Here is a 12,424-nt window from a genome sequence, read left to right as displayed (position 1 = left end):
GGGGACACCGTTTCCGGTGTCCCCCTCGGGGCTGCTAGTCGCGGGCCGCGGTCAGGAATTCGGCGTGTTCCTGGAGTGAGCGCACTCCCACGTCGCCGTGGTTGAGGGCGTCGATGCCCTGCACCGCGGCCGCCAGCGCCTGGACGGTTGTCAGACAGGGCACGGAGCGGGCCACGGCCGCCGTACGGATGTCGTAGCCGTCGAGGCGGCCGCCGGTGCCGTACGGGGTGTTGACGATGAGGTCGACCTCGCCGTCGTGGATGAGCTGGACGATGGTCTTCTCGCCGTTCGGCCCGGTGCCCTCGGACTGCTTGCGCACGACGGTGGCGTTGATGCCGTTGCGCTTGAGGACCTCGGCGGTGCCGGAGGTGGCCATCAGCTCGAAGCCGTGGGCGACCAGCTCACGGGCCGGGAAGATCATCGAGCGCTTGTCGCGGTTGGCGACCGAGATGAACGCCCGTCCCTTGGTGGGCAGCGGCCCGTACGCGCCCGCCTGCGACTTGGCGTAGGCCGTGCCGAAGACGGAGTCGATGCCCATGACCTCGCCGGTGGAGCGCATCTCCGGGCCGAGCACCGTGTCGACGCCGCGGCCGTGGATGTCCCGGAAGCGGGACCACGGCATCACGGCCTCCTTGACGGAGATCGGCGCGTCCAGCGGCAGGGTGCCGCCGTCGCCGCTCGCCGGGAGCAGGCCCTCGGCACGCAGTTCGGCGATGGTCGCGCCCAGCGAGATGCGGGCGGCGGCCTTGGCCAGCGGCACCGCGGTCGCCTTCGAGGTGAAGGGGACGGTGCGGGAGGCGCGCGGGTTGGCCTCCAGGACGTAGAGGATGTCCCCGGCCAGCGCGAACTGGATGTTGATCAGGCCGCGCACGCCGACGCCCTTGGCGATGCCCTCGGTGGAGGCGCGCAGCCGCTTGATGTCGAAGCCGCCGAGCGTGATCGGGGGCAGGGCGCAGGCCGAGTCGCCGGAGTGGATGCCGGCCTCCTCGATGTGCTCCATGACGCCGCCGAGGTACAGCTCCTCGCCGTCGTACAGGGCGTCCACGTCGATCTCGATGGCGTCGTCGAGGAAGCGGTCGACCAGGACCGGCCGGGACGGGCTGATCTCGGTCGACTCGGCGATGTACGCCTCCAGCCGGGTCTCGTCGTAGACGATCTCCATGCCGCGTCCGCCCAGGACGTAGGAGGGCCGCACCAGGACCGGGTAGCCGATCTCGTCGGCGATGGCCTTGGCCTCGCCGAAGGTGGTGGCGGTGCCGTGCTTGGGGGCCGGGAGCCCGGCCTCGGCGAGGACCCGGCCGAAGGCGCCGCGGTCCTCGGCGGCGTGGATGGCCTCCGGGGAGGTGCCGACGATCGGCACGCCGTTGTCCTTCAGCGCCTGCGACAGGCCGAGCGGGGTCTGGCCGCCGAGCTGGACGACGACGCCGGCGACCGGTCCGGCCTGCTGCTCGGCGTGGACGACCTCCAGGACGTCCTCCAGGGTGAGCGGCTCGAAGTAGAGCCGGTCGGAGGTGTCGTAGTCGGTGGAGACGGTCTCCGGGTTGCAGTTGACCATCACGGTCTCGTACCCGGCGTCCGACAGCGCGAAGGAGGCGTGGACGCAGGAGTAGTCGAACTCGATGCCCTGGCCGATGCGGTTGGGACCGGAGCCCAGGATGATCACCGCGGGCTTCTCGCGGGGCGCGACCTCGCTCTCCTCGTCGTAGGAGGAGTAGAAGTACGGAGTCCGCGCGGCGAACTCGGCGGCGCAGGTGTCGACCGTCTTGTAGACCGGGCGGACGCCGAGCGCGTGCCTGACCTGGCGGACGACGTCCTCGCCCAGGCCGCTGATCTCGGCGATCTGCTGGTCGGAGAAGCCGTGCCGCTTGGCCTCGGTGAGCAGGTCGGCGGTCAGCTCGCGGCTCCCGGCGATCTCGTCGGCGATCTCCTTGATGAGGAAGAGCTGGTCGACGAACCAGGGGTCGATCTTCGTGGCGTCGAAGACCTCCTGCGGGGTGGCGCCCGCGCGGATGGCCTGCATGACGGCGTTGATGCGGCCGTCGGTGGGCCGCACGGCCTCGCGCAGCAGCTCGTTCTTGTCGCCGGGCTCGCCGACGAAGGTGAACTGGCTGCCCTTCTTCTCCAGCGAGCGCAGCGCCTTCTGGAAGGCCTCGGTGAAGTTGCGGCCGATGGCCATGGCCTCGCCGACCGACTTCATGGTCGTGGTCAGGGTGGAGTCGGCGCTCGGGAACTTCTCGAAGGCGAACCGGGGGGCCTTGACGACCACGTAGTCGAGCGTGGGCTCGAAGGAGGCCGGGGTCTCCTGCGTGATGTCGTTCGGGATCTCGTCCAGCGTGTAGCCGACGGCGAGCTTGGCCGCGATCTTGGCGATGGGGAAGCCGGTCGCCTTGGAGGCGAGCGCCGAGGAGCGCGACACGCGCGGGTTCATCTCGATGACGATGACCCGGCCGTCCTCGGGGTTCACCGCGAACTGGATGTTGCAGCCGCCGGTGTCGACGCCGACCTCGCGGATGATGGCGATGCCGACGTCGCGCAGCACCTGGTACTCGCGGTCGGTCAGCGTCATCGCGGGCGCGACGGTGATCGAGTCGCCGGTGTGCACGCCCATGGGGTCGAAGTTCTCGATGGAGCAGACGACCACGACGTTGTCGTTCTTGTCGCGCATCAGCTCCAGCTCGTACTCCTTCCAGCCGAGGATGGACTCCTCCAGGAGCACCTCGGTGGTCGGCGAGAGGGTGAGACCCTGGCCGGCGATGCGGCGCAGCTCCTCCTCGTCGTGGGCGAAGCCGGAGCCGGCGCCGCCCATGGTGAAGGAGGGACGGACGACCACGGGGTAGCCGCCGAGCTCCTCGACGCCCTTGAGGACGTCGTCCATGGAGTGGCAGATGTAGGACCGGGCGGACTCGCCGTGGCCGATCTTCTTGCGGACCTCCTCGACGACCTCCTTGAACAGGTCGCGGTCCTCGCCCTTGTTGATGGCCTCGACGTTGGCGCCGATCAGCTCGACGCCGTACTTCTCCAGGACACCGTTGCCGTGCAGCGAGATGGCCGTGTTCAGGGCCGTCTGGCCGCCCAGGGTGGGCAGGAGGGCGTCGGGGCGCTCCTTGGCGATGATCTTCTCGACGAACTCGGGCGTGATCGGCTCGACGTAGGTGGCGTCGGCGATCTCCGGGTCGGTCATGATCGTCGCCGGGTTCGAGTTCACCAGGACGACGCGCAGGCCCTCGGCCTTGAGCACGCGGCATGCCTGGGTGCCGGAGTAGTCGAACTCCGCGGCCTGGCCGATGACGATCGGGCCGGAGCCGATGACCAGGACGGACTGGATATCGGTGCGCTTAGGCACGCTGGCCCTCCATCAGGGAAACGAAGCGGTCGAACAGGTAGGCGGCGTCGTGCGGGCCGGCGGCCGCTTCGGGGTGGTACTGGACGCTGAAGGCCGGCCGGTCGAGGAGCTGGAGGCCCTCCACCACGTTGTCGTTGAGGCAGACGTGGGAGACCTCGGCGCGACCGTAGGGGGTGTCGGAGACCTGGTCGAGCGGGGCGTCGACGGCGAAGCCGTGGTTGTGCGCGGTGACCTCGACCTTGCCGGTCGTACGGTCCTGCACGGGCTGGTTGATGCCGCGGTGGCCGTACTTCAGCTTGAAGGTGCCGAAGCCGAGGGCACGGCCCAGGATCTGGTTGCCGAAGCAGATGCCGAAGAGCGGGGTGCCGCGCTCCAGGACGCCCTGCATCACGGAGACCGGGTGGTCGGCGGTGGCGGGGTCGCCGGGGCCGTTGGAGAAGAACACGCCGTCCGGCTCGACGGCGTAGACGTCGTCGACCGTGGCCGTGGCGGGCAGGACGTGCACCTCGATGCCGCGCTCGGCCATCCGGTGCGGGGTCATGCCCTTGATGCCGAGGTCGACGGCGGCGACGGTGAACTTCTTCTCGCCGATCGCGGGGACGACGTACGCCTCGGTGGTGGCGACCTCGGCGGACAGGTCGGCGCCGCTCATCTCCGGGGCCTGGCGGACCTCGGTGAGCATGGTGCCCTCGTCGGGCAGCGCGTTGCCGGAGAAGATGCCGACGCGCATGGCGCCGCGCTCGCGCAGGTGGCGGGTGAGGGCGCGGGTGTCGATGCCGGAGATTCCGACGACGCCCTGGGCGGCCAGCTCCTCGTCGAGGGTGCGCGTCGAGCGCCAGTTGGAGGGCACGCGCGCGGGGTCGCGCACCACGTAGCCGGAGACCCAGATCTTCCTGGACTCCATGTCCTCGTCGTTGATGCCGGTGTTCCCGATGTGCGGGGCGGTCATCACGACGACCTGGCGGTGGTACGACGGGTCGGTGAGGGTCTCCTGGTAGCCGGTCATGCCGGTGGAGAACACGGCTTCGCCGAAGGTCGCCCCCACGGCCCCGTAGGCGCGGCCGCGGAAGATCCGGCCGTCCTCCAGGACGAGTACGGCGGGAGTCCGGTGGGCTCCCCTGGTGGAGGTCGTCATCGTGCGCCTTCCGTTTCCGTCTTGTTGATCATGTCGTTCAGGGTGTCGACCCACTCGTTGTGCTCGGCCGCGTGGTCGGAGCGGAAGCCGGAGTCGATCAGTTTGTCGCCGTGGGCCCAGGTGACGACCAGCAGGCCGCCCTCGGTGAGGACCTTGCCGGCGATGCCCTTGTCGAGCCGGGCCTCGCGCAGCGCGGCGACGGGGACGAAGAAGTCAGCGGCGCCGGGCCGTACGACGTCCAGTCCCGCGTCCGTCAGCGTGAGCTCGACCCGGCTGCGGGTGCCCAGGCCGTGCGCCACGATGCGGTCGAGCCACTGCCCGGCGGTGGTGGAACCGTGGTAGCGGCCGCTCATCGTCAGTTTCGCCCGGCCGACCGCGTCCGGCATTCCGGGCAGGGGCGGCTTGCCGCCTCCGTTGAGGGTGGTGGTGGGAGACGGGCGGGAGGGGAGGGCCGGCAGGTCGCCCTGGAGTGTGCCGCGCCACTTCCAGCCCTCGCGCATCAGCCAGTAGACGAGCGCGACGAACAGGCCGAGGCCGACGACCCAGCCGACGCGGGCGGCCCAGTCGGTCACTTCCGCCGATTCCTTCTCGGCGGCCAGCAGGATTACCGGTGCTACAGATGTCACGTGAGCTTCCCGTCGACGAGCGTGGCCTTGCCCCGCAGCCACGTGTGCGTCACACGGCCCGGCAGCTCACGGCCCTCGTAGGGGGTGTTGCGGCTGCGCGAGGCGAAGCCCGCGGGGTCCACCTGGCCACGGTATTCCGTGTCGACCAGGGTGAGGTTGGCGGGCTCACCAGCCGAGACGGGACGGCCGTGTCCGGTGGCCTGTCCGATCTGCGCGGGCTTGACGGACATGCGGTCGGCGACGCCGGCCCAGTCCAGCAGGCCCGTGTCCACCATGGTCTCCTGCACCACCGACAGGGCGGTCTCCAGGCCGACCATGCCCATGGCGGCGGCGGCCCACTCGCAGTCCTTGTCCTCGTGCGGGTGCGGGGCGTGGTCGGTGGCGACGATGTCGATCGTCCCGTCGGCGAGCGCCTCGCGCAGGGCGAGGACGTCACGCTCGGTGCGCAGCGGGGGGTTGACCTTGTAGACCGGGTTGTACGACCGGACCAGCTCGTCGGTGAGGAGGAGGTGGTGCGGGGTGACCTCGGCGGTGACGTCGATGCCGCGGGACTTGGCCCAGCGGACGATCTCGACGGACCCGGCGGTCGACAGGTGGCAGACGTGGACGCGGGAGCCGACGTGCTCGGCGAGCAGCACGTCCCGCGCGATGATCGACTCCTCGGCGACGGCGGGCCAGCCCCCGAGGCCCAGCTCGGCGGAGACGACGCCCTCGTTCATCTGGGCGCCCTCGGTGAGCCGGGGCTCCTGGGCGTGCTGGGCGACGACGCCGTTGAAGGCCTTCACGTACTCCAGGGCGCGGCGCATGATCACGGCGTCGTGGACGCACTTGCCGTCGTCGGAGAAGACGGTGACGCCGGCCGCGGACTCGTGCATGGCGCCCAGCTCGGCGAGCTTGGCACCCTCCAGGCCGACGGTGACGGCGCCGATGGGCTGCACGTCGCAGTAGCCGGACTCCTGGCCGAGCCGCCAGACCTGCTCGACGACGCCGGCGGTGTCGGCGACCGGGAAGGTGTTGGCCATGGCGAAGACGTTGGTGTAGCCGCCGCTCGCCGCCGCGCGGGTGCCGGTGAGGACGGTCTCGGAGTCCTCGCGGCCGGGCTCGCGCAGGTGGGTGTGGAGGTCGACCAGGCCGGGCAGCAGCACCTTGCCGCCGGCCTCGACCACCTCGGCGCCCTCGGCGGACAGTCCCGTGCCCACCTCGGCGATCGTCGCGCCGTCGATCAGTACGTCCTGCGGCTCACCGCCGAGCACCTTCGCACCGCGGATCAGGGTCTTGCTCATCGTCTTACTTCTCCTCGGTGGGTCGGGCGTGGGTCACGGCGGGCTCGGCGCCGCCGAGCAGCAGGTAGAGGACGGCCATCCGGACGGAGACGCCGTTGGTGACCTGCTCGACGACGGTGCAGCGGTCGGAGTCGGCGACCTCGGCGGTGATCTCCATGCCGCGGACCATGGGGCCGGGGTGCATCACGATGGCGTGGTCGGGCATCTTCGCCATGCGGTCGCCGTCGAGGCCGTAGCGGCGGGAGTACTCGCGCTCGGTGGGGAAGAACGCGGCGTTCATGCGCTCGCGCTGCACGCGCAGCAGCATCACCGCGTCGGACTTGGTCAGCGTCGAGTCGAGATCGTAGGAGACCTCGCAGGGCCAGGTCTCGACGCCGACCGGCAGCAGGGTGGGCGGGGCGACGAGGGTGACCTGGGCGCCGAGGGTGTGCAGCAGGTCGACGTTGGAGCGGGCGACGCGGCTGTGCAGGATGTCGCCGACCAGGGTGACGCGGCGGCCGTCGAGGTCCTTGCCGAGGCCGGCGTCGGGACCGACCAGGCGGCGGCGCATGGTGAAGGCGTCCAGCAGGGCCTGGGTGGGGTGCTGGTGGGTGCCGTCGCCGGCGTTGACGACGTGGGCGTCGATCCAGCCGGAGGTGGCCAGGCGGTAGGGGGCGCCGGAGGCGCTGTGCCGGATGACGACGGCGTCGACGCCCATGGCCTCCAGGGTCTGGGCGGTGTCCTTGAGGGACTCGCCCTTGGAGACGCTGGAGCCCTTGGCGGTGAAGTTGATGACGTCCGCGGACAGGCGCTTCTCGGCGGCCTCGAAGGAGATCCGGGTCCGGGTGGAGTCCTCGAAGAAGAGGTTGACGACGGTACGGCCGCGCAGGGTGGGCAGTTTCTTGATCGGCCGGTCCGCGACCCGGGCCATCTCCTCGGCGGTGTCGAGGATCAGGACGGCGTCGTCGCGGGTGAGGTCGGCGGCCGAGATGAGATGACGCTGCATCTGTCAGGCTCCGTAGGGCGATTCATGCGGAAGAGCGGGATAATTCGGGCGGCCGGGCGCGTGCGGCGGCGCGCCGAGCAGGCGTACGGCACGGGCGGGCGTGTACGCGGAACGCTTGCTACGGGTGGGCGCCCGGGGTGTCCGGCTTGGCACCGAGCAGCACGGTGTCGCGACCGTCCTCCTCGGCGAGCTGGACCTTGACCGTCTCCCGCAGCGACGTCGGGAGGTTCTTGCCGACGTAGTCGGCGCGGATGGGCAGTTCGCGGTGGCCGCGGTCGACGAGGACGGCGAGCTGCACCGCGCGCGGGCGGCCGATGTCGTTCAGCGCGTCGAGGGCGGCTCGGACGGTGCGGCCGGAGAAGAGCACGTCGTCGACGAGGACGACGAGGCGGCCGTCGATGCCGTCACCGGGGATCTCGGTGCGGGCCAGGGCGCGCGGCGGGTGCATCCGCAGGTCGTCGCGGTACATGGTGATGTCGAGCGAGCCGACCGGCATCTTGCGCTCGGTGATCTGCTCCAGCTTGTCGGCGAGCCGCCGGGCGAGGAAGACGCCGCGGGTCGGGATGCCGAGGAGCACCACGTCGTCGGCGCCCTTGGCGCGTTCGACGATCTCGTGGGCGATGCGGGTGAGCACCCGCGCGATGTCGGGCCCTTCCAGAACGGGCCGGGCCTCGGACTGCGGATCCTGTTGCTTGTCCATACGAAACGGACCCCCTTCTCCGCCTCACGGGACGGACCTTAAAGGACGTCGGAATTGCGCCACCTACGGTACCAGGCTCACAGAACCTCCCCGACGGCCCCCCTGACACTCCCCCATCACCCTTCTGCCGCACTCCCGCCACCCGTTCGGAGCAACGGAAGGCGAATACCACGGAAGAGTCGGTGCGGACCATTCGGCTTGACGCAGCAGAGTAACGCTGCGTAACCTCACAGTGAGTTACCAGCCGCGCGGCCGACAACAGAGCCTGCCGCGTCGACACCTTGTCCGGGGAGCCATATGTCCAGCGAATACGCCAAACAGCTCGGGGCCAAGCTCCGGGCCATCCGCACCCAGCAGGGCCTTTCCCTCCACGGTGTCGAGGAGAAGTCCCAGGGCCGCTGGAAGGCCGTGGTGGTCGGCTCGTACGAGCGCGGCGACCGTGCCGTGACCGTGCAGCGCCTCGCCGAGCTGGCGGACTTCTACGGCGTTCCCGTTCAGGAGCTGCTGCCGGGCACCACTCCCGGCGGTGCCGCCGAGCCGCCGCCGAAGCTCGTCCTGGACCTGGAGCGGCTGGCCACCGTGCCGGCCGAGAAGGCGGGCCCGCTCCAGCGCTACGCGGCGACGATCCAGTCCCAGCGCGGTGACTACAACGGCAAGGTGCTCTCGATCCGCCAGGACGACCTGCGCACGCTCGCCGTCATCTACGACCAGTCGCCCTCGGTCCTCACCGAGCAGCTGATCAGCTGGGGCGTCCTGGACGCGGACGCGCGCCGCGCGGTGGCGTCCCACGAGGAGCTCTGACCTCGCCCGCCTCAGCAGAAACGTGCCGCCGGGGTGGCCGGAACCATGCGGTTCCGGCCACCCCGGCGGTTTTCTGCATGTCGTACGGGCGACACGCACGGAGCTAGTCCCGACGCAGCGAGGACTTCAGGTCCTTCAGCCGGCCGAGCAGGCCGTTGACGAACGCGGGCGAGTCGTCCGTGGAGAACTCCTTCGCCAGCTGCACCATCTCGTCCAGGACGACGGCGTCCGGGGTCTCGTCGACCCAGATCAGCTCGTACGCGCCCAGGCGCAGGATGTTGCGGTCGACGACCGGCATCCGGTCGAGCGTCCAGTCGACGGAGTACTGGGCGATCAGCTCGTCGATGCGCTGCGCGCGCTCGGCGTAGCCCTCGACCAGCTCCATCGTGTACTCGCTGACCGGCGGCTGCCGGGTGTCGGACCGGGAGTGCCGGACCCAGTCGGCGAGCACCGTCAGGACGTCGGCGCCGCGCTGATCGCCCTCGAAGAGGATTTGGAAGGCGCGCTTGCGGGCCGTGTTGCGAGCAGCCACGGTTAGCTGTTCACCCGGCCGAGGTAGTCGCTCGTACGGGTGTCGACCTTGATCTTCTCACCGGTGGTGATGAAGAGCGGGACGTTGATCTGGTGACCGGTCTCCAGGATGGCCGGCTTGGTGCCGCCGGTGGAGCGGTCGCCCTGGACGCCGGGCTCGGTCTCCTGGATGGTCAGCTCGACGGCGGCGGGCAGCTCGACGAAGAGCACCTCGCCCTCGTGCTGCGCCACGGTGGCCTCGAAGCCCTCGACGAGGAAGTTCGCGGCGTCGCCGACGACCTTGCGGTCGATCATCAGCTGGTCGTACGTCTCCATGTCCATGAAGACGAAGTAGTCGCCGTCCATGTACGAGAACTGCATGTCACGCTTGTCGACAGTGGCCGTCTCGACCTTGACGCCGGCGTTGAAGGTCTTGTCGACCACCTTGCCGGAAAGCACGTTCTTCAGCTTGGTGCGCACGAAGGCCGGGCCCTTGCCGGGCTTGACGTGCTGGAACTCGACGACGGACCAGAGCTGGCCGCCTTCGAGCTTGAGCACCAGGCCGTTCTTGAGGTCGTTCGTGGAAGCCACGGTTTGGGAATCTCCTGGACTGGACTGACGTGGACGACCTCGGGGTTGCGCGCACAGCGCGAGGCTAGAGCGCGAGCAGCTCCTTGGTCGTGATGGTGAGTAGCTCGGGTCCGCCGTCCGCCTCGGGGCGCACGACGAGCGTGTCATCGATCCGGACCCCGCCCCGGCCCGGGAGGTGGACCCCCGGTTCGACGGTGACCGGCACACAAGCGTCCAGTTTACCCATGGCCGCGGGGGCCAACTGCGGGTCCTCGTCGATTTCGAGTCCGACACCGTGACCGGTGAGTGCCGGAAGGTTCTCCGCGTACCCCGCCGAGTCCAGTGCCTGGCGGGCGGCGCGGTCCACATCACGGCAGGCCGCACCGGGTGCGAGGGCCTCACGCCCGGCCCGCTGGGCGGAGAAGACGAGGTCGTACAACTCGATCTGCCAGTCGGCCGGCGAGGTGCCGATGACGAACGTACGGCCGATCTCGCAGCGGTAGCCACGGTACGTCGCACCGAGGCAGACGGAGAGGAAGTCGCCCTCCTCGACCCTTCGGTCGGTGGGCCGGTGGCCGCGGCGCCCCGAGTTGGGGCCGGTGCCGACGGAGGTGGGGAAGGCGGGGCCGTCGGCGCCGTGGTCGACGAGGCGGCGTTCCAGCTCCAGGGCGAGGTGCCGTTCGGTGCGGCCGACGAGGATGGACTCCAGGAGCTCGCCGAGGGCCTGGTCGGCGATCTCGGCGCCGATGCGCAGGCAGGAGATCTCCTCCTCGTCCTTGACGACCCGGAGCTGCTCCACGGCCTGACCGAGGTCCGTCAGGCGCAGGCCGGGAGCGACGGAGGACATGGCCCGGTGCCGGACCACGGTGAGGTGATGGTCCTCAGTGGCGAGGGACTCGGCACCCTGGTCAGCGGCGAGGCCGGTGGCCGTGACGGCCGGGTCACCACCGGGGCCGGGCAGGGCGCGGACCTGGAGCGACTCGTCGGGCCGGCCCTCGGCCGGCCGGTCGTCCGGTGGGCCCGAGCAGACCAGCAGGTCCTCGGTCCTGCCGAGCAGCAGTACGGCGCCGTGCGGGGCCGCGCCCGCGAGATAGCGCACGTTGGCGGGCCGGGAGACGAGCGCCGCCGCGCTGCCGCCCGCGTTGCAGCGTTCCCGTAGGCGCGTCCGGCGGGCCGCGTAGACCTCTGACATGAGCCGAGCGTATGGCTCCGCCGGTGGGGGCGCCGCTTGGGTGGGCCGAGTGGGCGGGGCCCGGGGATGCGGGGTGCGCCTGACGGGGTGGGGCGTTGTGTTGCTTGGCGGCCGACCCGCGGTGGGGCGTTGTGTTGCTTGGCGGCCGACCGACGGTGGGGGCTGGTCGCGCCCCCGCGGCGGAGCCGCATGTCGATACGGCCCCGCGCCCCTTTGAGGCGCTGACCTGAGCGGCGTCTACCAGGTCGGCGGGCTGGCTATGGAGCGGGAGAGGACCTCGTCGAGGAGGTGGGCGGTTTCCGGGATGTCGAGTTGGGAGTTGTCGATGATGGGGAGGCCCGAGCCGTACCAGCCGGCCATGCGGCCGTGAATGCGGGCGACCTCCTCGTCGGTGAGGCGTCGGTTGCCGCTGCGTTCGGCGTTGCGCTCCAGGACGATGTCCAGGCCGGGCAGGAGGACGACCGGGAGCAGGCCGGGTCCGACATGGCGCTTCCAGCCGCCGAGGCCGACGACCGGGCGGTCCGGGAAGACCGCGTCGTCGAGGATGCAGGAGATCCCGTTGGCCAGGAAGTTGCGCGCGGAGAAGCCGCAGGTGCGGCGGGCGAGGCGGTACTGCGCCTCCGAGTGTTCGTTCCACCCGGTCTGGGGGTCGGCGAAACCGGAGCGGACCCATTCGCGGACGTCGTCGAGGCTGATGTGCGCGGTCGGGACCCTGCGGTGGTCGGCCCAGTACTTGGCCACACTGGTCTTGCCCGCACCCGCCGGGCCGATGAGCAGCACCGCGAGGGTGGTCGTGGTGGGGTCGGGCGCGGCGGCCGTGGCGGAGGGCACGCTGGGCACGGCCACCGGACCGCCGGGGGGCAACGACACGTGGCCGGTGGTCTCCGACGCGGGAGCGGGACCCGGGTGGTGCGGTCCCGGCGCGGGCGCCGGCTGATGCGGGGCGGGCGCGGGGGCCGGCTGATGCGGCGCTGGACCGGGCGCCGGGTGTGGGGCCGGGGCCTGGCGCGGTGCCATGGGGTGTCCCGGCACCTGGGGCGGTACGGGGGCGGGTCCCTGGGGGGAGCCAGGGTGGTGTGCGGCCGGGGACCAGCCGAGGGCGGGTCCGTGCCCCGGCTGGTGGGGCGGCGGCAGCGGAGAACCCACTGGGTGCTGCATCCGGTGCCACTCCGTCTCGTACAGGCAGGCGATGGGCGCTGGCGGCGGGGAGGGAGTCCGCCGTCCTGCTACCGAACGGTACCGCCCCCGGCCGTCGTTTGGTGAACGGCCGGGGGCGGTC

General features: G+C 70.9%; 11 protein-coding genes. 1 reads left to right on the top strand and 10 read right to left on the bottom strand.

Annotated features, from left to right (window positions below; genetic code table 11):
* Positions 1–34: 34 nt before the first annotated feature.
* The 6 genes from carB to pyrR form a co-directional block, all read right to left on the bottom strand.
* Positions 35–3,343 carry a carbamoyl-phosphate synthase large subunit gene (carB, locus tag AB0P07_RS07910; RefSeq protein WP_365546613.1) on the bottom strand — a complete coding sequence of 1,103 codons (3,309 nt, stop codon included), beginning with the start codon at positions 3,341–3,343 and terminating at the stop codon, positions 35–37.
* Complete coding sequence (gene carA, locus AB0P07_RS07905) at positions 3,336–4,478, bottom strand: glutamine-hydrolyzing carbamoyl-phosphate synthase small subunit (protein ID WP_365546610.1); 1,143 nt, start codon at positions 4,476–4,478, stop codon at positions 3,336–3,338. The genes carB and carA overlap by 8 nt, the downstream gene beginning before the upstream one ends.
* A complete protein-coding gene (locus AB0P07_RS07900; RefSeq protein WP_365546608.1) occupies positions 4,475–5,104 on the bottom strand; it encodes a hypothetical protein in 630 nt (209 codons plus the stop codon). The genes carA and AB0P07_RS07900 overlap by 4 nt, the downstream gene beginning before the upstream one ends.
* Complete coding sequence (locus tag AB0P07_RS07895) at positions 5,101–6,387, bottom strand: dihydroorotase (RefSeq protein ID WP_365546605.1); 1,287 nt, start codon at positions 6,385–6,387, stop codon at positions 5,101–5,103. Before AB0P07_RS07895 ends, AB0P07_RS07900 begins: the two co-directional genes overlap by 4 nt.
* A gap of 4 nt (positions 6,388–6,391) precedes the next feature.
* Entirely contained in the window at positions 6,392–7,372 is a 981-nt protein-coding gene (locus AB0P07_RS07890; RefSeq protein WP_365546602.1) for an aspartate carbamoyltransferase catalytic subunit, read from the bottom strand.
* A 118-nt stretch (positions 7,373–7,490) separates the two neighbouring features.
* A complete protein-coding gene (gene pyrR, locus AB0P07_RS07885; protein ID WP_365546599.1) occupies positions 7,491–8,072 on the bottom strand; it encodes a bifunctional pyr operon transcriptional regulator/uracil phosphoribosyltransferase PyrR in 582 nt (193 codons plus the stop codon).
* Between the two features lie 297 nt (positions 8,073–8,369).
* On the opposite strand from pyrR, the gene bldD reads away from it, so the two are divergent.
* Complete coding sequence (gene bldD, locus AB0P07_RS07880) at positions 8,370–8,873, top strand: transcriptional regulator BldD (protein ID WP_007447547.1); 504 nt, start codon at positions 8,370–8,372, stop codon at positions 8,871–8,873.
* A gap of 103 nt (positions 8,874–8,976) precedes the next feature.
* On the opposite strand, the gene nusB is transcribed toward bldD, so the two are convergent.
* The 4 genes from nusB to AB0P07_RS07860 all read right to left on the bottom strand — a co-directional run bounded on the left by nusB (position 8,977) and on the right by AB0P07_RS07860 (position 12,303).
* Positions 8,977–9,405: a transcription antitermination factor NusB gene (gene nusB / locus AB0P07_RS07875; protein ID WP_061445772.1), complete on the bottom strand. Its 429-nt coding sequence runs from the start codon at positions 9,403–9,405 to the stop codon at positions 8,977–8,979.
* Positions 9,406–9,407: 2 nt separating this feature from the next.
* On the bottom strand, positions 9,408–9,974 hold the full coding sequence (efp, locus tag AB0P07_RS07870) for an elongation factor P (RefSeq protein ID WP_189230640.1): 567 nt from the start codon (positions 9,972–9,974) through the stop codon (positions 9,408–9,410).
* 64 nt (positions 9,975–10,038) lie between these two features.
* Entirely contained in the window at positions 10,039–11,145 is a 1,107-nt protein-coding gene (locus tag AB0P07_RS07865; protein WP_365546595.1) for an aminopeptidase P family protein, read from the bottom strand.
* Positions 11,146–11,382: 237 nt separating this feature from the next.
* On the bottom strand, positions 11,383–12,303 hold the full coding sequence (locus AB0P07_RS07860) for a Pro-rich N-terminal domain-containing protein (RefSeq protein ID WP_365546593.1): 921 nt from the start codon (positions 12,301–12,303) through the stop codon (positions 11,383–11,385).
* Between the last annotated feature and the right edge of the window lie 121 nt (positions 12,304–12,424).

Origin of the sequence: Streptomyces sp. NPDC085944 (assembly GCF_040686295.1) — a bacterium.
Lineage (GTDB): Bacteria > Actinomycetota > Actinomycetes > Streptomycetales > Streptomycetaceae > Streptomyces > Streptomyces salinarius.
Note: the sequence above shows the minus strand (reverse complement) of the source record. Positions and strands in the feature narration are given on the sequence as shown.